32 protein-coding genes are annotated in these 19,574 nt (G+C 54.6%); all 32 read right to left on the bottom strand.

Going from position 1 to position 19,574, the window contains the following annotated elements:
- Window positions 1–56: 56 nt before the first annotated feature.
- On the bottom strand, window positions 57–521 hold the full coding sequence (bfr, locus tag ACUN0G_RS16545) for a bacterioferritin (RefSeq protein WP_445573831.1): 465 nt from the start codon (window positions 519–521) through the stop codon (window positions 57–59).
- A 155-nt stretch (window positions 522–676) separates the two neighbouring features.
- Window positions 677–2,125, bottom strand: a complete 1,449-nt coding sequence (locus ACUN0G_RS16540) for a catalase (protein WP_258342417.1) — start codon at window positions 2,123–2,125, stop codon at window positions 677–679.
- A gap of 249 nt (window positions 2,126–2,374) precedes the next feature.
- A complete protein-coding gene (gene rplQ, locus ACUN0G_RS16535; protein ID WP_003210053.1) occupies window positions 2,375–2,761 on the bottom strand; it encodes a 50S ribosomal protein L17 in 387 nt (128 codons plus the stop codon).
- A 41-nt stretch (window positions 2,762–2,802) separates the two neighbouring features.
- Window positions 2,803–3,804 carry a DNA-directed RNA polymerase subunit alpha gene (locus ACUN0G_RS16530; protein ID WP_003176403.1) on the bottom strand — a complete coding sequence of 334 codons (1,002 nt, stop codon included), beginning with the start codon at window positions 3,802–3,804 and terminating at the stop codon, window positions 2,803–2,805.
- Between the two features lie 22 nt (window positions 3,805–3,826).
- Window positions 3,827–4,447 carry a 30S ribosomal protein S4 gene (gene rpsD / locus ACUN0G_RS16525; RefSeq protein WP_003210056.1) on the bottom strand — a complete coding sequence of 207 codons (621 nt, stop codon included), beginning with the start codon at window positions 4,445–4,447 and terminating at the stop codon, window positions 3,827–3,829.
- Between the two features lie 18 nt (window positions 4,448–4,465).
- The gene (rpsK, locus tag ACUN0G_RS16520; protein ID WP_002555466.1) at window positions 4,466–4,855 is read right to left on the bottom strand and encodes a 30S ribosomal protein S11; all 390 of its coding nucleotides are present in this window, start codon (window positions 4,853–4,855) and stop codon (window positions 4,466–4,468) included.
- A 30-nt stretch (window positions 4,856–4,885) separates the two neighbouring features.
- Window positions 4,886–5,242, bottom strand: a complete 357-nt coding sequence (rpsM, locus tag ACUN0G_RS16515; protein ID WP_003210063.1) for a 30S ribosomal protein S13 — start codon at window positions 5,240–5,242, stop codon at window positions 4,886–4,888.
- A gap of 129 nt (window positions 5,243–5,371) precedes the next feature.
- Window positions 5,372–5,488, bottom strand: a complete 117-nt coding sequence (gene rpmJ / locus ACUN0G_RS16510) for a 50S ribosomal protein L36 (RefSeq protein WP_002555468.1) — start codon at window positions 5,486–5,488, stop codon at window positions 5,372–5,374.
- Between the two features lie 27 nt (window positions 5,489–5,515).
- Window positions 5,516–6,844 carry a preprotein translocase subunit SecY gene (gene secY, locus ACUN0G_RS16505; protein WP_003210064.1) on the bottom strand — a complete coding sequence of 443 codons (1,329 nt, stop codon included), beginning with the start codon at window positions 6,842–6,844 and terminating at the stop codon, window positions 5,516–5,518.
- Complete coding sequence (gene rplO / locus ACUN0G_RS16500; RefSeq protein WP_003210066.1) at window positions 6,845–7,282, bottom strand: 50S ribosomal protein L15; 438 nt, start codon at window positions 7,280–7,282, stop codon at window positions 6,845–6,847.
- 4 nt (window positions 7,283–7,286) lie between these two features.
- Window positions 7,287–7,463 carry a 50S ribosomal protein L30 gene (gene rpmD / locus ACUN0G_RS16495; protein WP_003186033.1) on the bottom strand — a complete coding sequence of 59 codons (177 nt, stop codon included), beginning with the start codon at window positions 7,461–7,463 and terminating at the stop codon, window positions 7,287–7,289.
- A gap of 2 nt (window positions 7,464–7,465) precedes the next feature.
- Window positions 7,466–7,966, bottom strand: coding sequence for a 30S ribosomal protein S5 (rpsE, locus tag ACUN0G_RS16490; RefSeq protein WP_003186035.1), 501 nt, complete (start codon window positions 7,964–7,966; stop codon window positions 7,466–7,468).
- Window positions 7,967–7,969: 3 nt separating this feature from the next.
- Window positions 7,970–8,320, bottom strand: a complete 351-nt coding sequence (rplR, locus tag ACUN0G_RS16485) for a 50S ribosomal protein L18 (RefSeq protein WP_003186037.1) — start codon at window positions 8,318–8,320, stop codon at window positions 7,970–7,972.
- Window positions 8,321–8,330: 10 nt separating this feature from the next.
- Window positions 8,331–8,864: a 50S ribosomal protein L6 gene (gene rplF, locus ACUN0G_RS16480; protein ID WP_003176412.1), complete on the bottom strand. Its 534-nt coding sequence runs from the start codon at window positions 8,862–8,864 to the stop codon at window positions 8,331–8,333.
- Window positions 8,865–8,876: 12 nt separating this feature from the next.
- A complete protein-coding gene (gene rpsH / locus ACUN0G_RS16475; protein ID WP_003186040.1) occupies window positions 8,877–9,269 on the bottom strand; it encodes a 30S ribosomal protein S8 in 393 nt (130 codons plus the stop codon).
- Window positions 9,270–9,477: 208 nt separating this feature from the next.
- Window positions 9,478–9,783: a 30S ribosomal protein S14 gene (rpsN, locus tag ACUN0G_RS16470; RefSeq protein WP_003176414.1), complete on the bottom strand. Its 306-nt coding sequence runs from the start codon at window positions 9,781–9,783 to the stop codon at window positions 9,478–9,480.
- Window positions 9,784–9,796: 13 nt separating this feature from the next.
- Window positions 9,797–10,336 carry a 50S ribosomal protein L5 gene (gene rplE, locus ACUN0G_RS16465; protein WP_003210069.1) on the bottom strand — a complete coding sequence of 180 codons (540 nt, stop codon included), beginning with the start codon at window positions 10,334–10,336 and terminating at the stop codon, window positions 9,797–9,799.
- A 20-nt stretch (window positions 10,337–10,356) separates the two neighbouring features.
- Window positions 10,357–10,671 carry a 50S ribosomal protein L24 gene (gene rplX / locus ACUN0G_RS16460; RefSeq protein WP_003210072.1) on the bottom strand — a complete coding sequence of 105 codons (315 nt, stop codon included), beginning with the start codon at window positions 10,669–10,671 and terminating at the stop codon, window positions 10,357–10,359.
- 11 nt (window positions 10,672–10,682) lie between these two features.
- Window positions 10,683–11,051, bottom strand: a complete 369-nt coding sequence (gene rplN / locus ACUN0G_RS16455; protein ID WP_002555479.1) for a 50S ribosomal protein L14 — start codon at window positions 11,049–11,051, stop codon at window positions 10,683–10,685.
- A 23-nt stretch (window positions 11,052–11,074) separates the two neighbouring features.
- On the bottom strand, window positions 11,075–11,341 hold the full coding sequence (rpsQ, locus tag ACUN0G_RS16450; protein WP_003176419.1) for a 30S ribosomal protein S17: 267 nt from the start codon (window positions 11,339–11,341) through the stop codon (window positions 11,075–11,077).
- Between the two features lie 2 nt (window positions 11,342–11,343).
- Window positions 11,344–11,535, bottom strand: a complete 192-nt coding sequence (gene rpmC / locus ACUN0G_RS16445) for a 50S ribosomal protein L29 (protein ID WP_002555481.1) — start codon at window positions 11,533–11,535, stop codon at window positions 11,344–11,346.
- Window positions 11,535–11,948: a 50S ribosomal protein L16 gene (gene rplP / locus ACUN0G_RS16440; protein WP_003232424.1), complete on the bottom strand. Its 414-nt coding sequence runs from the start codon at window positions 11,946–11,948 to the stop codon at window positions 11,535–11,537. The genes rpmC and rplP overlap by 1 nt, the downstream gene beginning before the upstream one ends.
- A gap of 12 nt (window positions 11,949–11,960) precedes the next feature.
- Window positions 11,961–12,647: a 30S ribosomal protein S3 gene (gene rpsC / locus ACUN0G_RS16435; protein WP_003176422.1), complete on the bottom strand. Its 687-nt coding sequence runs from the start codon at window positions 12,645–12,647 to the stop codon at window positions 11,961–11,963.
- Window positions 12,648–12,660: 13 nt separating this feature from the next.
- Entirely contained in the window at window positions 12,661–12,993 is a 333-nt protein-coding gene (gene rplV / locus ACUN0G_RS16430; RefSeq protein WP_003210077.1) for a 50S ribosomal protein L22, read from the bottom strand.
- Between the two features lie 13 nt (window positions 12,994–13,006).
- Window positions 13,007–13,282, bottom strand: a complete 276-nt coding sequence (gene rpsS / locus ACUN0G_RS16425) for a 30S ribosomal protein S19 (protein ID WP_002555486.1) — start codon at window positions 13,280–13,282, stop codon at window positions 13,007–13,009.
- Between the two features lie 16 nt (window positions 13,283–13,298).
- On the bottom strand, window positions 13,299–14,123 hold the full coding sequence (rplB, locus tag ACUN0G_RS16420; RefSeq protein WP_003210080.1) for a 50S ribosomal protein L2: 825 nt from the start codon (window positions 14,121–14,123) through the stop codon (window positions 13,299–13,301).
- Between the two features lie 14 nt (window positions 14,124–14,137).
- Entirely contained in the window at window positions 14,138–14,437 is a 300-nt protein-coding gene (gene rplW / locus ACUN0G_RS16415; RefSeq protein ID WP_002555488.1) for a 50S ribosomal protein L23, read from the bottom strand.
- Window positions 14,434–15,036 (bottom strand): 50S ribosomal protein L4, encoded by a 603-nt coding sequence (rplD, locus tag ACUN0G_RS16410; RefSeq protein ID WP_003210082.1) that lies wholly within the window; start codon window positions 15,034–15,036, stop codon window positions 14,434–14,436. Before rplD ends, rplW begins: the two co-directional genes overlap by 4 nt.
- Window positions 15,037–15,048: 12 nt before the next feature.
- A complete protein-coding gene (gene rplC / locus ACUN0G_RS16405) occupies window positions 15,049–15,684 on the bottom strand; it encodes a 50S ribosomal protein L3 (protein ID WP_003194649.1) in 636 nt (211 codons plus the stop codon).
- 81 nt (window positions 15,685–15,765) lie between these two features.
- Window positions 15,766–16,077, bottom strand: coding sequence for a 30S ribosomal protein S10 (gene rpsJ, locus ACUN0G_RS16400; protein ID WP_003210084.1), 312 nt, complete (start codon window positions 16,075–16,077; stop codon window positions 15,766–15,768).
- 141 nt (window positions 16,078–16,218) lie between these two features.
- Complete coding sequence (tuf, locus tag ACUN0G_RS16395; protein ID WP_003210085.1) at window positions 16,219–17,412, bottom strand: elongation factor Tu; 1,194 nt, start codon at window positions 17,410–17,412, stop codon at window positions 16,219–16,221.
- Window positions 17,413–17,442: 30 nt separating this feature from the next.
- A complete protein-coding gene (fusA, locus tag ACUN0G_RS16390; RefSeq protein ID WP_258342422.1) occupies window positions 17,443–19,548 on the bottom strand; it encodes an elongation factor G in 2,106 nt (701 codons plus the stop codon).
- Window positions 19,549–19,574 lie beyond the last annotated feature (26 nt).

The following is a 19,574-nucleotide window of genomic DNA, read 5'->3' as shown; positions in this document are numbered from 1 at the left end:
CGAGAAAGCCCCTGTCACTTACACAGTGACAGGGGCTTTTTTTGTAGCTGGAGGAATCAGAACTGCGATTGCAGGTAGTTCTCCAGGCCAATCCGCTTGATCAGGCCCAACTGCTTTTCCAGCCAGTAGGTGTGATCTTCTTCGGTGTCATTCAACTGCACCCGCAGTATTTCCCGCGTGACGTAGTCGTTGTGCTGCTCGCAGAGCTCGATGCCCTTGCAGAGCGCGGCACGGACCTTGTACTCAAGGCGCAGGTCGCTGGCGAGCATCTCTGGCACCGTGGTGCCGGTGTCCAGGTCGTCGGGACGCATACGCGGCGTGCCTTCGAGCATCAGGATACGGCGCATCAGCGCGTCAGCGTGCTGTGCCTCTTCTTCCATTTCATGATTGATACGCTCGTAGAGCTCGGTAAAGCCCCAGTCTTCGTACATCCGCGAGTGAATGAAATATTGGTCACGAGCTGCCAGTTCGCCCGTCAGCAACGTGTTGAGGTAATCGATTACGTCGGGGTGACCTTGCATCGCCCTACATCTCCCTACTTGAAAGTCTGTAGTTTGAACCATGATGACCCGGAGGTCACGGGACCAACGGCAGAAAAGTGAAGATTTCCGGTGAAAAGTAGCTGAAATAACGCAAAAACCGCCCAAATGAGGGCGGTTCTGCTTATCGTTTAGAGTTAGTTAAGCGATACACCCAGTGCAGATGCGATCCCTTCTCCATAAGCCGGATCGGCTTTGAAGAAGTACTGCAACTGGCGCTGCACCACATCACTGGAAACACCCGCCATGGCGCCGGCGATATTGTTGATCAGCAGGGCTTTCTGCTCATCATTCATCAGGCGGAACAGCGCACCGGCGTGGCTGTAGTAGTCGGTGTCCTCGCGGTGATCGTAACGATCAGCCGCACCGCTTAGGGCCAAGGCTGGCTCGGCGTACTGAGGAGCCTGCTTCGGTGCATCGGCATAGCTGTTTGGCTCGTAGTTGGGAGCCGCACCGCCATTGGCGCCGAATGCCATCGAACCGTCACGCTGGTAGCTGTTGACCGGGCTGCGTGGCGCGTTCACCGGAAGTTGCTGGTGATTGGTGCCAACACGGTAGCGGTGGGCATCAGCGTAAGCGAACACGCGACCTTGCAACATGCGGTCTGGCGACAAGCCAACACCTGGGACCATGTTGCTTGGACCGAAAGCCGCCTGCTCAACTTCAGCGAAGTAGTTCAGCGGGTTGCGGTTCAGCTCCAGCTCGCCCACTTCAATCAACGGGAACTCTTTCTGCGACCAGGTCTTGGTCACGTCGAACGGGTTCTCGTAGTGAGCGTTCGCTTGGGCTTCCGTCATGATCTGGATGCACACGCGCCATTTCGGGAAATCCCCACGCTCGATAGCGCCGAACAGATCGCGCTGGGCGTAATCAGGGTCGGTACCCGCCAAGCGTGCAGCCTCAGCCGGTGCCAGGTTCTTGATGCCTTGCTTGGTCTTGTAGTGCCACTTCACCCAGTGACGCTCGCCCTTGGCGTTAATCAGGCTGTAGGTGTGGCTACCAAAGCCGTGCATGTGACGGTAGCCGTCCGGGATGCCGCGGTCCGAAAACAGGATCGTGACCTGGTGCAGCGCCTCAGGGGAGTGCGACCAGAAGTCCCACATCATCTGTGCACTTTTCAGGTTGCTTTGCGGCAGGCGCTTTTGTGTGTGGATGAAGTCCGGGAATTTCAGCGGGTCACGGATGAAGAACACCGGGGTGTTGTTGCCAACGATGTCCCAGTTCCCTTCCTCGGTGTAGAACTTCAACGCGAAACCGCGTGGGTCGCGCTCAGTGTCAGCCGAACCGCGTTCGCCACCTACCGTGGAGAAGCGCAAGAAGGTCGGAGTTTGCTTGCCCACGGACTCGAACAACTTGGCGCTGGTGTACTGAGTGATGTCTTGGGTGACGGTGAAGGTACCGTAGGCGCCCGAGCCTTTGGCGTGTACGCGACGCTCAGGGATGTTTTCACGGTTGAAGTGCGCGAGCTTCTCGATCAGGTGAAAATCGTCGAGCAGCAATGGGCCGCGTGGGCCGGCCGAACGGGAATTCTGGTTATCGGCAACGGGGGCGCCGCTGGCGGTAGTAAGGGTTTTATTCTGGCTCATGCTCAATCTTCCTCAGGTCAGTCTTGGAACTGCCGGCTAATCGGCTTGGGAGCAGTATTGACCAGGAAGATGACACCATCAAATTCATTAAATCATGATCATCGATAGAAATTAACTAACGAGTCATCCGTACGGATAGCAAAAGGCAGTTTCATCAGCCAAATACCTATTCGCTCGAGTTAGTTCCAGTTTTCTACCGCGCACAAAAAACCGGGCACTAGGCCCGGTTCTTCGTTACAGACTGACGTCTTACTCAGCGGATACAGCTTCACCGCCAACTGGACGATCGATCAGCTCAACGTACGCCATAGGCGCGTTGTCACCAGCGCGGAAACCGCACTTGAGGATGCGCAGGTAGCCACCCTCACGGGTAGCGTAACGCTTGCCCAGGTCGTTGAAGAGCTTACCAACGATAGCTTTCGAACGAGTACGGTCGAAAGCCAAACGGCGGTTAGCCAGGCTGTCTGTCTTGGCCAAAGTAATCAGCGGCTCAGCAACGCGACGCAGTTCTTTAGCTTTCGGCAGTGTAGTTTTGATCAGCTCGTGCTCGAACAGCGACACCGCCATGTTCTGGAACATAGCCTTACGGTGCGAGCTGGTACGGCTCAGGTGACGACCACTTTTACGATGACGCATGGTTCATTCCTTACCAAACTCACGTTCGGTGATTACGACGATCAGGCAGTCGCCTTGTCGTCCTTCTTAAGACTTGCAGGCGGCCAGTTGTCGAGGCGCATGCCGAGGGACAGACCGCGGGAGGCCAGAACGTCCTTGATTTCAGTCAAGGATTTCTTGCCCAGGTTCGGAGTCTTCAACAGTTCTACTTCGGTGCGCTGAATCAGATCGCCGATGTAGTAAATGTTTTCCGCCTTAAGGCAGTTAGCCGAACGTACAGTCAGTTCCAGATCGTCAACCGGGCGAAGCAGGATCGGATCGATCTCGTCTTCCTGCTCGATTACCACTGGTTCGCTGTCACCTTTGAGGTCGACGAACGCAGCCAACTGCTGTTGCAGAATGGTTGCAGCGCGGCGGATAGCCTCTTCAGGATCCAGAGTACCGTTGGTTTCCAGATCAATAACCAGCTTGTCCAGGTTAGTACGCTGTTCGACACGGGCGTTTTCCACCACGTATGCGATACGGCGAACCGGGCTGAACGAAGAGTCGAGCTGCAAGCGACCAATGCTGCGGCTTTCGTCTTCATCGCTCTGACGCGAGTCGGCCGGTTCATAACCACGACCACGAGCTACAGTGAGCTTCATGTTCAGGGCGCCGTTAGACGCCAGGTTAGCGATTACGTGATCGGGATTAACGATCTCGACATCATGATCCAGCTGAATATCGGCAGCGGTAACCACCCCCGAACCCTTCTTCGACAAGGTCAGCGTAACTTCGTCACGGCCGTGCAGCTTGATAGCCAGACCTTTAAGGTTCAACAGGATTTCAATTACGTCTTCCTGTACACCTTCGATGGCGCTGTACTCGTGGAGCACACCGTCAATCTCGGCCTCGACTACTGCACAGCCGGGCATTGAGGACAACAGGATGCGGCGCAGCGCGTTGCCCAGGGTGTGGCCAAAACCACGCTCGAGAGGCTCGAGAGTGATCTTGGCGCGGGTTGGACTGACAACCTGCACATCAATGTGACGGGGTGTCAGGAACTCATTTACCGAAATCTGCATGGATGCACCTATTTTCTAGCCCTTACTTGGAGTAGAGCTCGACAATCAGGCTTTCGTTGATGTCGGCGGACAGATCACTGCGAGCAGGAACGTTCTTGAAAACGCCCGACTTCTTCTCAGTGTCTACTTCTACCCATTCTACGCGGCCACGTTGGGCACACAGATCGAGAGCTTGGACAATGCGAAGTTGATTTTTTGCTTTCTCGCGAATCGCGACCACGTCACCAGCACGAACCTGGTACGACGGGACGTTAACGGTTTGGCCGTTTACGCTGACGGATTTGTGCGATACCAGCTGACGGGATTCGGCACGAGTCGAACCAAAGCCCATACGGTATACAACGTTGTCCAGACGGCATTCGAGCAGTTGCAGCAGGTTTTCACCAGTTGCACCTTTCTTGCCAGCAGCTTCTTTGTAGTAGCCGCTGAACTGACGCTCGAGAACGCCGTAGATACGACGGACCTTCTGCTTTTCACGCAGTTGGGTGCCGTAATCGGACTGGCGACCGCGGCGTTGGCCGTGGATACCAGGTGCTGCTTCAATGTTGCACTTCGATTCGATCGCGCGCACGCCGCTCTTCAGAAAGAGATCGGTGCCTTCACGACGAGCGAGTTTGCATTTTGGACCAATGTAACGAGCCATTCTTTACAATCTCCTGGATTACACGCGGCGCTTCTTCGGCGGACGGCACCCGTTGTGCGGGATTGGCGTCACGTCGGTGATGCTGGCGATCTTATAGCCACAGCCGTTCAATGCACGGACAGCAGACTCACGACCTGGACCTGGACCTTTGACGTTAACGTCGAGGTTTTTCAGGCCATATTCCAGCGCAGCTTGACCAGCACGTTCAGCAGCTACTTGAGCAGCAAACGGGGTGGACTTGCGGGAACCGCGGAAACCCGAACCACCGGAGGTAGCCCAAGAAAGCGCGTTACCTTGACGGTCGGTGATGGTCACGATTGTGTTGTTAAAAGATGCATGGATGTGGGCGATGCCATCAACCACTGTCTTTTTAACTTTTTTACGAGGACGAGCAGCAGGTTTTGCCATGATTAATTTCCTGTCGATTCGCGTGGGCGATTACTTGCGGATCGGCTTACGCGGACCTTTACGGGTACGCGCGTTAGTCTTGGTACGCTGACCGCGTACTGGAAGACCACGACGATGACGCAGACCACGGTAGCAACCGAGGTCCATCAAACGCTTGATTTTCATGTTGATTTCGCGGCGCAGGTCACCTTCAGTGGTGAACTTCGCCACTTCGCCACGCAACAGCTCAATCTGCTCGTCGCTCAGATCTTTGATCTTTGCGGCTGGGTTTACCCCAGTGTCTGCGCAAATTTTCTGCGCAGTAGTGCGACCAACACCATAGATGTAGGTCAGCGAGATAACAGTGTGCTTGTTATCTGGAATGTTAACGCCTGCAATACGGGCCATTCAGTGGGACTCCAATTGACAGCTACCTACGCCCCGGAAGCCAAGAAATAGGGCGCGAGATAATATCGCTGTAATAACAAATAATCAACCCGGCAGCGCACTAGCTGCCGGGCTTCAAGCGGATCACACTCAGCCTTGGCGCTGTTTGTGACGCGGTTCCGCGCTGCAAATTACTCGAACAACACCTTCGCGGCGAATAATCTTGCAGTTACGGCACAGCTTTTTCACCGATGCACGAACTTTCATCACCAACTCCTCGAACCTTATGGGTACTCAGCGCAACATGCCGCTGCCGTAACCCTTCAGGTTGGCTTTCTTCATCAGGGATTCGTACTGGTGCGAAACGAGGTGCGATTGTACTTGGGACATGAAGTCCATCACAACCACGACGACGATCAGCAACGAGGTCCCGCCAAGGTAGAACGGAACGTTTGCTGCAACCACCAGGAACTGGGGCAACAAGCACACGGCCGTCATATATAGAGCACCGAACATGGTCAAGCGAGTCAGAACGCCATCAATGTAGCGCGCAGACTGCTCACCTGGACGAATACCCGGAATAAAGGCACCGGACTTCTTCAGGTTTTCCGCTACGTCTTTCGGATTGAACATCAACGCCGTATAGAAGAAGCAGAAGAAAATAATCCCTGCACTAAACAGCAGAATATTCAACGGCTGACCAGGAGCGATCGACTGCGAGATGTCCTGCAACCAGCCCATACCTTCAGACTGACCGAACCAGGCACCCAACGAAGCCGGAAACAGCAAAATGCTGCTCGCGAAAATGGCGGGAATAACCCCGGCCATGTTCACTTTCAGCGGCAAGTGGCTGGTCTGCGCGGCAAAGACCTTGCGGCCCTGCTGACGCTTGGCGTAGTGAACAGCAATACGACGCTGACCACGCTCAATGAACACCACAAAACCGATAATCGCTACTGCCAACAAACCGATGGCAACCAAGGCGAAGATGTTGATATCACCCTGACGTGCAGACTCGAAAGACTGCCCAATCGCTCTCGGAAGACCGGCAACGATACCTGCGAAAATCAACATCGAGATACCGTTACCAACACCACGCTCAGTAATCTGCTCACCCAGCCACATCATGAACATCGCACCAGCCACAAAAGTGGATACCGCGACGAAATGGAAGCCAAAGTCACCAGTGAACGCAACACCCTGCCCGGCCAGGCCAACGGACATGCCGATAGCTTGGACCAGGGCGAGGATGACAGTGCCGTAGCGGGTGTACTGGCTTATCTTGCGACGGCCAGCTTCACCTTCCTTCTTCAACTGCTCCAGCTGCGGGCTAACGGCGGTCATCAGCTGCATGATGATCGATGCCGAGATGTACGGCATGATCCCCAGTGCAAAGATGCTCATCCGTTCCAGCGCGCCGCCGGAAAACATGTTGAACAAGCTAAGAATGGTCCCCTCATTCTGTCGAAACAGGTCTGCGAGTCGGTCCGGGTTGATACCTGGAACCGGGATGTGTGCGCCTATTCGGTAGACGATAATCGCCAGGAACAGAAAACGCAGACGAGCCCAAAGTTCAGACATACCGCCTTTGCCGAGCGCTGAGAGAGCACCTTGCTTAGCCATTTATTCCTCGAACTTGCCGCCAGCTGCTTCGATAGCCGAACGCGCACCTTTGGTGGCGCCGATTCCCTTGCCGATAGTGACAGCGCGAGTCACTTCACCGGACAGCATGATTTTCACACGCTGTACGTTGACGTTGATCACGTTGGCATCTTTCAGGGTCTGCACGGTAACGATGTCGCCTTCCACTTTGGCCAGCTCGGACAGACGCACTTCTGCGCGGTCCATGGCTTTCAGGGAAACGAAACCGAACTTCGGCAGGCGACGATGCAGCGGCTGTTGACCGCCTTCAAAGCCTGGAGCGATGGTGCCACCGGAGCGGGAGGACTGACCTTTGTGGCCACGGCCACCGGTTTTGCCCAAACCACTACCGATACCACGGCCCGGACGATGCTTTTCGCGACGGGAACCCGGCGCTGGACTCAGATCATTGAGTTTCATCGAATTAACCCTCGACACGCAGCATGTAGTAAGCCTTGTTGATCATCCCGCGATTCTCGGGAGTATCAAGTACTTCTACAGTGTGACCGATGCGACGCAGACCCAAACCCTTAACGCACAATTTGTGGTTAGGGATGCGGCCGGTCATGCTTTTGATCAGCGTTACTTTAACGGTAGCCATGATCAGAAGATCTCCTTGACGCTTTTGCCACGCTTGGCGGCAATGGATTCAGGAGACTGCATAGCCTTCAAACCTTTAAAAGTGGCGTGAACCACGTTTACCGGGTTAGTCGAGCCGTAGCACTTGGCCAGAACGTTCTGAACGCCAGCAACTTCGAGGACAGCACGCATAGCGCCGCCAGCGATGATACCGGTACCTTCAGAAGCAGGCTGCATGTACACCTTCGAAGCGCCGTGAGCGGACTTCATTGCGTACTGCAGAGTGGTGCCGTTCAGATCAACTTGGATCATGTTGCGACGAGCAGCTTCCATTGCCTTCTGGATCGCAGCAGGCACTTCACGTGACTTGCCACGGCCGAAGCCAACACGCCCTTTACCATCACCAACCACGGTCAACGCGGTGAAAGTGAAGATACGGCCGCCTTTAACGGTTTTGGCTACGCGGTTAACTTGAACCAGCTTCTCAATGTAGCCTTCGTCGCGCTTTTGGTCGTTATTTGACATAACTTAGAACTCCAGCCCAGCTTCACGAGCAGCATCAGCCAGCGCTTTCACGCGGCCGTGGTACTTGAAGCCAGAGCGGTCGAAAGCCACTTGCGAGACGCCAGCGGCCTTAGCACGCGTAGCGACCAGCTGGCCAACCTTAGTGGCCGCGTCGATGTTGCCAGTGGCACCATCACGCAGTTCTTTATCCAAAGTCGAGGCGCTTGCCAGGACTTTGTTGCCGTCGGCCGAGATGACCTGGGCGTAGATGTGCTGCGACGAGCGGAACACGCAGAGACGCACGACTTCGAGTTCGTGCATTTTCAGGCGTGCTTTGCGAGCGCGACGCAGTCGAGTAACTTTTTTGTCGGTCATTTGCTATGCCCTACTTCTTCTTGGCTTCTTTACGACGGACGACTTCGTCCGCGTAGCGCACACCTTTGCCTTTGTACGGCTCTGGTGGACGGAAGTCGCGGATCTCAGCGGCCACCTGACCTACCAGCTGCTTATCAATACCCTTGATCAGGATATCGGTTTGGCTTGGGGTCTCAGCGGTGATGCCTTCCGGCAGTTCGTAATCCACTGGGTGCGAGAAGCCAAGGGCCAGGTTCAGAACCGTGCCTTTTGCTTGCGCTTTGTAACCAACACCGACCAGCTGGAGCTTACGCTCGAAGCCTTGGCTTACGCCTTGGACCATGTTGTTTACCAACGCACGAGTGGTACCGGCCATTGCGCGAGTTTGTTGATCGCCATTGCGAGCAGCGAAACGCAGCTCACCAGCTTCTTCAACGATCTCAACGGACGAATGGATGTTCAGTTCCAGAGTGCCCTTGGCACCCTTCACCGAAAGCTGTTGGCCTGCGAATTTTACTTCGACACCGGCTGGCAGCTTAACGGGGTTCTTAGCGACGCGTGACATGCTTATCCCCCCTTAGAACACAGTGCAAAGAACTTCGCCGCCGACACCGGCAGCGCGCGCAGCACGATCCGTCATCACACCTTTGTTGGTGGAGACGATAGACACACCGAGACCGCCACGAACTTTTGGCAGATCATCAACGGACTTGTACTGACGCAGGCCTGGACGGCTAACGCGCTTCACTTCTTCGATGACCGGACGGCCTTCGAAGTACTTCAGCTCGATGGACAGCAGTGGTTTGATTTCGCTGCTGATCTGATAACCCGCAATGTAGCCTTCGTCTTTCAGGACTTTGGCAACAGCAACCTTCAACGTGGAAGATGGCATGCTTACGACGGACTTTTCAGCCATCTGGGCATTACGGATACGAGTTAGCATGTCCGCTAACGGGTCCTGCATACTCATGGCTAGACGCTCCTAATACAAAAAAATTAGCCTTGCGGCCATTACGTGTCGCCGAGAATCTCCGAGCACAAAACACACGGGCTCAGGCGAGCCGCGTATTTTAGACACACTCCGGAAATGAAACAAGCCCCAAAAGGGGCTTGTTCCAGATTCTAGGTCACCGGCGGTCAGTATCTTGCGATCCTGACCACCTGGACTTCGAAAGTACTTACCAGCTGGCTTTAACCAGACCTGGTACGTCACCACGCATTGCCGCTTCACGCAGTTTGTTACGGCCGAGGCCGAACTTGCGGTAAACGCCGTGTGGACGACCGGTCAGGCGGCAGCGGTTACGCATGCGCGAAGCGCTTGCGTCACGTGGCTGCTTCTGCAGAGCAACTGTAGCTTCCCAACGTGCTTCTGGACTTGCGTTCAGATCAACGATGATTGCTTTCAGTGCTGCACGCTTCTTGGCGTACTTGGCAACCGTGAGCTGACGTTTCAGCTCGCGGTTTTTCATGCTCATCTTGGCCATGGTCCTACTCCAATCAGTTGCGGAACGGGAATTTGAACGCACGCAGCAGAGCGCGGCCTTCATCATCGTTCTTGGCAGTGGTGGTCAGGGTGATGTCCAGACCGCGGAGAGCATCGATCTTGTCGTAGTCGATTTCCGGGAAGATGATCTGCTCTTTAACGCCCATGCTGTAGTTACCACGACCATCGAAGGACTTGGCATTCAGGCCGCGGAAGTCGCGGACCCGAGGCAGGGAGATCGACAGCAGACGATCCAGGAATTCGTACATACGCTCACGGCGCAGAGTCACTTTGACGCCGATCGGCCATCCTTCACGGACTTTAAAGCCAGCGATGGATTTACGAGCGTAGGTCACAACGACTTTTTGGCCGGTGATCTTTTCCAGGTCAGCAACAGCGTGCTCGATGACTTTTTTGTCGCCGATCGCTTCGCCCAGACCCATGTTCAGGGTGATTTTGGTAACGCGCGGAACTTCCATCACGTTCGAAAGCTTAAGTTCTTCCTTAAGTTTCGGTGCGATTTCCTTCCGGTAAATCTCTTTTAGTCGTGCCATGGTCTTCTACCTAGCAGTGTTCAAGCATCAACCGCTTTTTGGGTCGACTTGAAGACACGAATTTTCTTACCTTCTTCTACTTTGAAACCAACGCGGTCAGCCTTGTTGGTTTCGCCGTTGAAGATGGCGACGTTAGAAGCGTGCAGTGGCGCTTCTTTCTCGACGATACCGCCTTGTACGCCCGACATCGGGTTAGGCTTGGTATGACGCTTGACCAGGTTCAGACCACTAACGACCAGACGGTCATCAGCAAGAACCTTCAGCACCTTACCGCGCTTACCTTTGTCTTTGCCGGCGATCACGATGATCTCGTCGTCACGACGAATCTTTTGCATGTCGGATCTCCTTACAGCACTTCTGGGGCGAGCGAGACGATCTTCATGAACTTCTCAGTACGAAGTTCACGGGTCACTGGCCCAAAGATACGGGTGCCGATCGGCTCTTGCTTGTTGTTCAGAAGAACAGCAGCGTTGCCATCAAAGCGGATAATGGAGCCATCTGCACGGCGTACGCCGTGACGAGTGCGGACTACAACAGCAGTCATCACTTGGCCTTTTTTCACTTTACCGCGAGGAATTGCTTCCTTCACGGTAACTTTGATGATGTCACCGATACCAGCGTAACGACGATGGGAGCCACCCAGCACCTTGATGCACATAACGCGGCGTGCGCCGCTGTTATCGGCCACATCGAGCATGGATTGAGTCTGAATCATATAATTTCTCCGACCCCTAGTCCTTAGACTTCCACAGCGCGTTCGAGAACATCAACCAGTGCCCAAGACTTGGTCTTGGCCAGCGGACGAGTTTCACGAATAGTGACTTTGTCGCCGATGTGGCACTGATTGGTTTCGTCGTGCGCGTGCAGCTTAGTCGAACGCTTAACGTATTTACCGTAGATCGGGTGCTTAACGCGACGCTCGATCAAAACGGTGATGGTTTTGTCCATCTTGTCGCTGACAACACGGCCAGTCAGCGTACGGACAGTCTTTTCGGCTTCAGCCATGATCACTTACCTGCCTGCTGGTTGAGCACAGTTTTCACGCGAGCAATGTCACGCTTAACTTGCGAGAGCAGATGAGACTGCCCCAACTGGCCAGTTGCTTTCTGCATACGCAGATTGAACTGGTCGCGCAGCAGGCCGAGCAGTTGCTCGTTCAGCTGCTGTGCGGATTTTTCACGAAGTTCATTCGCTTTCATCACATCACCGTCCGTTTAACAAAGGCGGTGGCGAGCGGCAGCTTTGCAGCAGCCAGGGCAAAAGCCTCACGCGCCAGCTCTTCAGTTACACCCTCGATTTCATACAGGACTTTACCTGGCTGAATCTGGGCTACCCAGTATTCCACGTTACCCTTACCTTTACCCATCCGAACCTCGAGAGGTTTTTTGGAGATCGGCTTGTCCGGGAATACACGGATCCAGATCTTGCCGCCACGTTTTACGTGACGGGTCAGTGCACGACGCGCTGACTCGATCTGACGAGCGGTGAGACGACCACGAGCTACAGACTTCAGCGCGAACTCGCCGAAGCTGACTTTGCTACCGCGCTGAGCCAGACCACGGTTGTGGCCTGTCATCTGCTTGCGGAACTTCGTACGCTTAGGTTGCAACATTTGGCGTACCCCTTACTTAGCAGCTTTTTTACGAGGCGCTGGTGCTTGTGGTTTCAGTTCTTCTTGGCGACCACCAATTACTTCGCCCTTGAAGATCCAAACCTTTACACCGATCACACCGTAAGTGGTGTGAGCTTCGTAGTTGGCATAGTCGATGTCGGCACGCAGGGTGTGCAATGGCACACGACCTTCGCGATACCATTCAGTACGTGCGATTTCAGCACCGCCGAGACGACCGCTCACTTGGATTTTGATGCCCTTGGCACCAATGCGCATGGCGTTCTGTACTGCGCGCTTCATAGCGCGACGGAACATTACGCGACGCTCCAGCTGCTGAGCTACGCTCTGCGCAACCAGCATACCGTCGAGTTCCGGCTTACGGATCTCTTCGATATTGATGTGCACAGGCACACCCATTTGCTTGGTCAGGTCCTGACGCAGTTTCTCAACATCTTCACCCTTCTTCCCGATAACGATACCTGGACGAGCGGTGTGGATGGTGATACGTGCAGTTTGAGCAGGACGATGGATATCGATACGGCTCACGGACGCGCTTTTTAGTTTGTCTTGGAGATACTCACGCACCTTCAGATCAGCGAACAAGTAGTCCGCATAAGTCCGACCGTCTGCGTACCAGACGGAGGTGTGCTCCTTGACGATTCCCAGGCGAATGCCAATGGGATGTACTTTCTGACCCATCTCTTCGACTCCGTTACTTGTCAGCAACCTTGACAGTGATATGGCAAGACCGCTTGACGATGCGATCAGCTCGGCCTTTGGCACGAGGCATGATGCGCTTCAGCGAACGCCCTTCGTTGACGAAAACGGTGCTGACCTTAAGGTCATCAACGTCTGCGCCTTCGTTGTGCTCGGCGTTGGCTACGGCCGACTCCAGCACTTTCTTGATGATCTCGGCGGCTTTCTTACTGCTGAAAGCCAACAGGTTGAGCGCTTCGCCCACCTTCTTCCCGCGGATCTGGTCGGCGACCAAGCGGGCTTTCTGGGCGGAGATTCGAGCGCCCGACAACTTAGCGGCTACTTCCATCGTTCCTTACCCCTTAACGCTTGGCTTTCTTGTCTGCCACGTGCCCACGATATGTGCGGGTACCGGCAAACTCGCCTAGTTTGTGGCCGACCATGTCTTCGTTCACGAGAACTGGAACATGTTGACGACCGTTATGCACTGCAATGGTCAGACCGACCATTTGTGGCAGGATCATCGAACGACGCGACCAGGTTTTCACCGGTTTGCGATCGTTCTTTTCCGCCGCCACTTCGATCTTCTTCAGTAGGTGAAGATCAATAAAAGGACCTTTTTTCAGAGAACGTGGCACTGTCGTATCCCTCTATTTACTTGCGACGACGGACGATCATTTTGTCGGTACGCTTATTACCACGAGTCTTCGCGCCCTTAGTCGGGAAGCCCCATGGCGATACCGGATGACGACCACCAGAGGTACGACCTTCACCACCACCGTGTGGGTGGTCAACCGGGTTCATGGCAACACCACGAACGGTTGGGCGAACGCCACGCCAGCGTTTGGCACCAGCTTTACCCAGCGAACGCAGGCTGTGCTCGGAGTTCGAGACTTCGCCCAGGGTCGCACGGCATTCAGCCAGTACTTTACGCATTTCACCAGAGCGCAGACGCAGGGTCACGTAGACACCTTCACGAGCGATCAGCTGAGCCGAAGCACCAGCGGAACGAGCGATTTGCGCGCCTTTACCCGGCTTCAATTCGATGCCGTGTACGGTGCTACCAACTGGAATGTTGCGCAGTTGCAGAGCGTTGCCCGGCTTGATCGGTGCCAAAGCACCTGCGATCAGCTGGTCACCAGCACTCACGCCTTTAGGGGCGATGATGTAGCGACGCTCGCCATCTGCGTACAGCAGCAGAGCGATGTGAGCAGTACGGTTTGGATCGTATTCGATACGCTCGACAGTGGCAGCGATGCCATCTTTGTCGTTGCGACGGAAGTCGACCAGACGATAATGCTGTTTATGGCCACCACCGATGTGACGAGTGGTAATACGACCATTGTTGTTACGACCACCAGTCTTCGATTTCTTCTCGAGCAGCGGTGCGTGAGGAGCGCCTTTATGCAGCTCCTGGTTGACCACCTTGACCACAAAACGGCGGCCAGGGGAAGTCGGTTTGCATTTAACGATTGCCATGATGCACCCCTTCCTTACTCAGCACTGCTGCTGAAATCGAGATCTTGGCCTGGCTGAAGGGAGATAACTGCCTTCTTCCAGTCATTACGCTTGCCCAGACCGCGAGCAGTGCGCTTGCTCTTACCCAGAACATTCAGGGTAGTAACACGCTCTACTTTCACGCTGAACAGGCTTTCGACGGCCTTCTTGATTTCCAGCTTGGTTGCGTCAGTTGCAACCTTGAAAACGAACTGGCCTTTCTTGTCAGCCAGAACCGTAGCCTTTTCGGAAACGTGCGGGCCAAGCAGAACTTTAAATACGCGTTCCTGGTTCATCCCAGCAGCTCCTCGAATTTCTTCACGGCCGACACGGTGATCAACACCTTGTCGTATGCGATCAGACTAACTGGATCGGAACCTTGCACGTCACGTACATCAACGTGTGGCAGGTTGCGAGCAGCCAGGTACAGGTTCTGATCAACAGCTTCAGACACGATCAAGACGTCAGTCAGGCCCATGCCGTTCAGCTTGTTCAGCAGATCTTTGGTTTTCGGCGCTTCAACAGCGAAGTCCTGAACCACGACCAGACGATCAGTACGCACGAGTTCAGCAAGGATGGAGCGCAGTGCTGCGCGGTACATCTTCTTGTTGAGCTTCTGGGTGTGATCCTGTGGACGTGCTGCGAAAGTGGTACCGCCGCCACGCCAGATTGGGCTACGGATAGTACCGGCACGAGCACGGCCAGTACCTTTCTGACGCCAAGGGCGCTTACCGCCACCACGAACGTCGGAACGGGTCTTTTGCTGCTTGCTACCTTGACGGCCGCCGGCCATGTAGGCCACGACTGCTTGGTGAACCAGCGTCTCGTTGAATTCGCCGCCAAATGTCAGTTCGGAAACTTCGATCGCTTGAGCGTCATTTACATTTAATTGCATGTCAGCTTCCCCTTAACCGCGAGCCTTGGCCGCTGGACGTACAACCAGGTTGCCGCCAGTAGCGCCAGGAACAGCACCCTTGACCAACAACAGATTGCGTTCAGCGTCGACGCGCACTACTTCGAGGGACTGCACGGTCACGCGCTCAGCGCCCATATGACCGGACATTTTTTTGCCCTTGAATACACGACCAGGAGTCTGGCACTGGCCAATAGAGCCCGGGACGCGGTGGGAAACGGAGTTACCGTGAGTGTTGTCTTGGCCACGGAAATTCCAACGCTTGATCGTACCCTGGAAGCCTTTACCTTTGGACTGACCGGTTACATCAACCAGTTGACCAGCGGCGAAGATTTCAGCGTTGATCAGATCGCCAGCCTGGTAGTCGCCGTCTTCAAGACGGAACTCCATAACAGTACGACCAGCTGCAACGTTTGCTTTAGCGAAGTGACCTGCTTGAGCAGCAGTCACACGCGAAGCACGACGCTCGCCGACAGTGACTTGCACTGCACGATAGCCATCGGTTTCTTCAGTTTTAAACTGGGTGACGCGATTCGGTTCGATCTCAATGACCGTGACCGGAATGGAGACACCTTCTTCGGTGAAAATACGGGTCATACCGCATTTACGACCGACTACACCAATAGTCATGTTGTAAACCTCATGAGTGTACGGGGCTTTCACCCGCTATGGCCGCCCATTTCAGAGCGTTACACGACTAAGACCCAAGTCTTAGCCGAGGCTGATCTGTACTTCCACACCGGCCGCCAGATCAAGCTTCATAAGTGCATCAACGGTTTTATCCGTTGGCAGGACGATGTCCAGCACGCGCTTATGAGTACGGATCTCGTACTGGTCACGCGCGTCTTTGTTGACGTGCGGGGAGACCAGAACGGTGAACCGCTCTTTACGGGTAGGCAGTGGAATTGGACCACGCACTTGAGCACCAGTACGTTTCGCGGTTTCCACGATTTCCTGGGTGGATTGGTCGATCAGTTTGTGGTCAAAAGCCTTCAACCTGATACGAATTTGCTGATTTGCCATTGGATTTCAGACTCCGGCTGCTATTCCCAGCGAGCGCAACACGCCCGTTAAAAGGAGGCGCAATTCTATAGACGCCCCATATGGGTGTCAACTCAATAAAAAAGCCCCCGCTGAGCGGGGGCTTTTTCAAGTCATCACTTATTAAGCGATGATTTTGGCTACGACGCCAGCGCCGACGGTACGACCGCCTTCACGGATAGCGAAACGCAGACCATCTTCCATTGCGATGGTTTTGATCAGGGTGACAACCATTTTGATGTTGTCGCCTGGCATTACCATTTCAACGCCTTCCGGCAGTTCGCAGTTACCGGTCACGTCAGTGGTCCGGAAGTAGAACTGTGGACGGTAGCCTTTGAAGAACGGAGTGTGACGACCGCCTTCTTCTTTGCTCAACACGTACACTTCAGCTTCGAAGGTAGTGTGCGGCTTAACCGAACCTGGCTTGACCAGAACCTGGCCACGCTCAACGTCGTCACGCTTGGTACCACGCAGCAGAACGCCGCAGTTCTCGCCTGCACGACCTTCGTCGAGCAGTTTACGGAACATTTCAACACCGGTGCAGGTGGTGACGGTAGTGTCACGCAGACCAACGATTTCCAGTGGATCTTGAACCTTAACGATACCGCGCTCGATACGGCCAGTTACAACAGTACCACGACCGGAGATCGAGAATACGTCTTCGATTGGCATCAGGAACGGCTTGTCGATAACACGAACTGGATCTGGAATGTAGCTGTCCAGAGTCTCAACCAGTTTACGAACGGCAGTGGTGCCCATTTCGTTGTCGTCAAGACCGTCCAGAGCCATACGAGCAGAACCGATGATGATCGGAGTGTCGTCGCCTGGGAAGTCGTAAGTGCTCAGCAGATCGCGCACTTCCATCTCAACCAGTTCCAGCAGCTCAGCGTCGTCTACCAGGTCAGCCTTGTTCAGGAAGACCACGATGTACGGAACGCCTACCTGACGGGACAGCAGGATGTGCTCACGGGTTTGTGGCATCGGACCATCAGCGGCCGAGCAAACCAGGATCGCGCCGTCCATCTGGGCAGCACCGGTGATCATGTTCTTCACATAGTCAGCGTGACCTGGGCAGTCAACGTGAGCGTAGTGACGGATCAGCGAGTTGTATTCAACGTGCGCGGTGTTGATGGTGATACCACGAGCTTTTTCTTCTGGTGCGCTGTCGATCTTGTCGAAGTCAACACGAGCCGAACCGAAAACTTCGGAGCAGACGCGAGTCAGAGCAGCGGTCAGAGTGGTTTTACCGTGGTCAACGTGGCCGATAGTGCCAACGTTTACGTGCGGTAGGGAACGATCAAATTTTTCTTTAGCCACGACAATTAACTCCTTGCCTAAAGGACTGAATCAGCCTTGTTTTTTGGATACAGTTTCAGCGATGTGCGCCGGAGCTGTGTTGTATTTTTTGAATTCCATAGAGTAGCTTGCGCGACCCTGAGACATGGAACGAACGTCGGTCGCATAACCGAACATCTCGCCCAACGGAACCTCGGCACGAATCACTTTGCCGGAAACCGTATCTTCCATACCCAAGATCATGCCGCGACGACGGTTAAGGTCGCCCATCACGTCACCCATGTAGTCTTCAGGCGTAACGACTTCTACTGCCATGATTGGCTCAAGCAACTCACCACCGCCCTTCTGGGCCAGTTGCTTGGTAGCCATGGAAGCAGCCACCTTAAACGCCATCTCGTTGGAGTCGACGTCGTGGTAAGAACCGTCAAAAACGGTCGCCTTCAGGCCGATGAGCGGATAGCCGGCAACAACACCGTTCTTCATCTGCTCTTCGATACCCTTCTGGATAGCCGGGATGTATTCCTTAGGAACAACACCGCCCACTACTTCGTTCACGAATTGCAGACCTTCCTGACCTTCATCAGCAGGAGCAAAACGGATCCAGCAATGACCAAACTGGCCACGACCGCCGGATTGACGAACGAATTTGCCTTCGATTTCGCAGTTCTTCGTGATGCGCTCACGATAGGAAACCTGAGGCTTACCGATGTTGGCTTCGACGTTGAACTCACGGCGCATCCGGTCAACCAGGATGTCCAGGTGAAGCTCGCCCATGCCGGAGATGATCGTTTGACCAGTCTCTTCATCAGTCTTGACGCGGAAAGATGGATCTTCCTGAGCAAGTTTGCCCAGAGCGATACCCATTTTTTCCTGGTCATCCTTGGTCTTAGGCTCAACGGCAACCGAAATTACCGGCTCCGGGAAGTCCATGCGAACCAGGATGATTGGCTTGTCAGCGTTGCACAAGGTTTCACCAGTGGTGACGTCCTTCATGCCGATCAAGGCCGCGATGTCACCAGCGCGTACTTCCTTGATCTCTTCGCGGGCGTTTGCGTGCATTTGCACCATACGACCCACGCGCTCTTTCTTGCCCTTAACCGAGTTGATCACGCCGTCGCCGGAGTTCAACACGCCCGAGTAAACACGGACGAAGGTCAAGGTACCCACGAATGGGTCAGTGGCAATTTTAAATGCCAGAGCGGAGAACGGTTCTGCGTCGTCTGCATGACGCTCCAGCTCGATAGTCTCGTCATCCGGGTCAGTACCCTTGATGGCAGGAATATCCACTGGTGCCGGCAGGTAGTCGATCACAGCATCGAGAACCAGGGGAACGCCCTTGTTCTTGAACGAGGAACCGCAAACAGCCAAGACGATCTCACCAGCGATAGTACGCTGACGCAGAGCGGCCTTGATTTCCGCGTTGGTGAGTTCTTCACCTTCGAGGTACTTGTTCATCAGCTCTTCGTTGGCTTCAGCCGCAGCTTCAACCATGTTGTTGCGCCACTCGTCAGCCAATTCCTGCAGTTCAGCAGGGATAGCTTCGCGACGAGGAACCATACCCTTGTCAGCATCGTTCCAGTACACAGCTTCCATGGTCAGCAGATCGATCTGCCCCTGGAAGTTGTCTTCGGAACCGATAGCCAACTGGATTGGCACTGGGGTGTGACCCAGACGCTGCTTGATCTGACCGATCACGCGCAGGAAGTTCGCACCAGCACGGTCCATCTTGTTTACGTAAACAAGACGTGGAACGCCGTATTTGTTGGCTTGACGCCATACGGTTTCCGACTGAGGCTCAACACCCGAGGTGCCGCAGAACACAACGACAGCGCCGTCGAGTACGCGCAGGGAACGTTCAACTTCAATGGTGAAGTCTACGTGGCCCGGGGTATCGATTACGTTGAAGCGGTGCTCATCTTTGTACTGCTTCTCGGAACCTTTCCAGAAGGCGGTAATAGCAGCAGAAGTAATGGTAATACCACGCTCCTGCTCCTGAACCATCCAGTCTGTGGTCGCGGCGCCGTCATGCACCTCGCCCATCTTGTGACTTTTGCCGGTGTAAAAAAGGACGCGCTCGGTGGTGGTGGTTTTACCAGCATCCACGTGAGCGACGATACCGATGTTACGGTAGCGACTAATCGGAGTAGTACGAGCCATAAAGCCCTCGCAAAATTAGTGAAGCT

This window comes from Pseudomonas sp. 32A, from assembly GCF_052682255.1.
The sequence above is the reverse complement of the archived record's forward strand: the minus strand, read 5'-3'. Positions and strand labels throughout refer to the sequence as shown.

What these genes read in the sequence shown, in the direction of transcription:
- rplQ (WP_003210053.1), bottom strand. Translation starts at nt 2,761, where the DNA reads ATGCGTCATCGTAAAAGTGGTCGTCACCTGAGCCGTACCAGCTCGCAC.
- rplO (WP_003210066.1), bottom strand. Translation starts at nt 7,282, where the DNA reads ATGAAACTCAATGATCTGAGTCCAGCGCCGGGTTCCCGTCGCGAAAAG.
- bfr (WP_445573831.1), bottom strand. Translation starts at nt 521, where the DNA reads ATGCAAGGTCACCCCGACGTAATCGATTACCTCAACACGTTGCTGACG.
- rplB (WP_003210080.1), bottom strand. Translation starts at nt 14,123, where the DNA reads ATGGCAATCGTTAAATGCAAACCGACTTCCCCTGGCCGCCGTTTTGTG.
- rplP (WP_003232424.1), bottom strand. Translation starts at nt 11,948, where the DNA reads ATGTTGCAACCTAAGCGTACGAAGTTCCGCAAGCAGATGACAGGCCAC.
- rplE (WP_003210069.1), bottom strand. Translation starts at nt 10,336, where the DNA reads ATGGCACGACTAAAAGAGATTTACCGGAAGGAAATCGCACCGAAACTT.
- fusA (WP_258342422.1), bottom strand. Translation starts at nt 19,548, where the DNA reads ATGGCTCGTACTACTCCGATTAGTCGCTACCGTAACATCGGTATCGTC.
- rpsN (WP_003176414.1), bottom strand. Translation starts at nt 9,783, where the DNA reads ATGGCCAAGATGAGCATGAAAAACCGCGAGCTGAAACGTCAGCTCACG.
- rpsQ (WP_003176419.1), bottom strand. Translation starts at nt 11,341, where the DNA reads ATGGCTGAAGCCGAAAAGACTGTCCGTACGCTGACTGGCCGTGTTGTC.
- rplN (WP_002555479.1), bottom strand. Translation starts at nt 11,051, where the DNA reads ATGATTCAGACTCAATCCATGCTCGATGTGGCCGATAACAGCGGCGCA.
- secY (WP_003210064.1), bottom strand. Translation starts at nt 6,844, where the DNA reads ATGGCTAAGCAAGGTGCTCTCTCAGCGCTCGGCAAAGGCGGTATGTCT.
- rpsJ (WP_003210084.1), bottom strand. Translation starts at nt 16,077, where the DNA reads ATGGCAAATCAGCAAATTCGTATCAGGTTGAAGGCTTTTGACCACAAA.
- rpmC (WP_002555481.1), bottom strand. Translation starts at nt 11,535, where the DNA reads ATGAAAGCGAATGAACTTCGTGAAAAATCCGCACAGCAGCTGAACGAG.
- rplF (WP_003176412.1), bottom strand. Translation starts at nt 8,864, where the DNA reads ATGTCACGCGTCGCTAAGAACCCCGTTAAGCTGCCAGCCGGTGTCGAA.
- rplC (WP_003194649.1), bottom strand. Translation starts at nt 15,684, where the DNA reads ATGACTATTGGTGTAGTCGGTCGTAAATGCGGTATGACCCGTATTTTC.
- rplR (WP_003186037.1), bottom strand. Translation starts at nt 8,320, where the DNA reads ATGACCGACAAAAAAGTTACTCGACTGCGTCGCGCTCGCAAAGCACGC.
- rpmJ (WP_002555468.1), bottom strand. Translation starts at nt 5,488, where the DNA reads ATGAAAGTTCGTGCATCGGTGAAAAAGCTGTGCCGTAACTGCAAGATT.
- rplV (WP_003210077.1), bottom strand. Translation starts at nt 12,993, where the DNA reads ATGGAAGTAGCCGCTAAGTTGTCGGGCGCTCGAATCTCCGCCCAGAAA.
- rpmD (WP_003186033.1), bottom strand. Translation starts at nt 7,463, where the DNA reads ATGGCTACCGTTAAAGTAACGCTGATCAAAAGCATGACCGGCCGCATC.
- rplW (WP_002555488.1), bottom strand. Translation starts at nt 14,437, where the DNA reads ATGAACCAGGAACGCGTATTTAAAGTTCTGCTTGGCCCGCACGTTTCC.
- rpsD (WP_003210056.1), bottom strand. Translation starts at nt 4,447, where the DNA reads ATGGCTCGTTACATTGGTCCAAAATGCAAACTCGCTCGTCGTGAAGGC.
- rplD (WP_003210082.1), bottom strand. Translation starts at nt 15,036, where the DNA reads ATGCAATTAAATGTAAATGACGCTCAAGCGATCGAAGTTTCCGAACTG.
- rpsK (WP_002555466.1), bottom strand. Translation starts at nt 4,855, where the DNA reads ATGGCAAAACCTGCTGCTCGTCCTCGTAAAAAAGTTAAAAAGACAGTG.
- rpsC (WP_003176422.1), bottom strand. Translation starts at nt 12,647, where the DNA reads ATGGGTCAGAAAGTACATCCCATTGGCATTCGCCTGGGAATCGTCAAG.
- ACUN0G_RS16530 (WP_003176403.1), bottom strand. Translation starts at nt 3,804, where the DNA reads ATGCAGATTTCGGTAAATGAGTTCCTGACACCCCGTCACATTGATGTG.
- rplX (WP_003210072.1), bottom strand. Translation starts at nt 10,671, where the DNA reads ATGCAAAAGATTCGTCGTGACGACGAGATCATCGTGATCGCCGGCAAA.
- rpsH (WP_003186040.1), bottom strand. Translation starts at nt 9,269, where the DNA reads ATGAGTATGCAGGACCCGTTAGCGGACATGCTAACTCGTATCCGTAAT.
- ACUN0G_RS16540 (WP_258342417.1), bottom strand. Translation starts at nt 2,125, where the DNA reads ATGAGCCAGAATAAAACCCTTACTACCGCCAGCGGCGCCCCCGTTGCC.
- rpsE (WP_003186035.1), bottom strand. Translation starts at nt 7,966, where the DNA reads ATGTCAAATAACGACCAAAAGCGCGACGAAGGCTACATTGAGAAGCTG.
- rpsM (WP_003210063.1), bottom strand. Translation starts at nt 5,242, where the DNA reads ATGGCCCGTATTGCAGGCGTTAACATTCCAGATAACAAGCACACTGTT.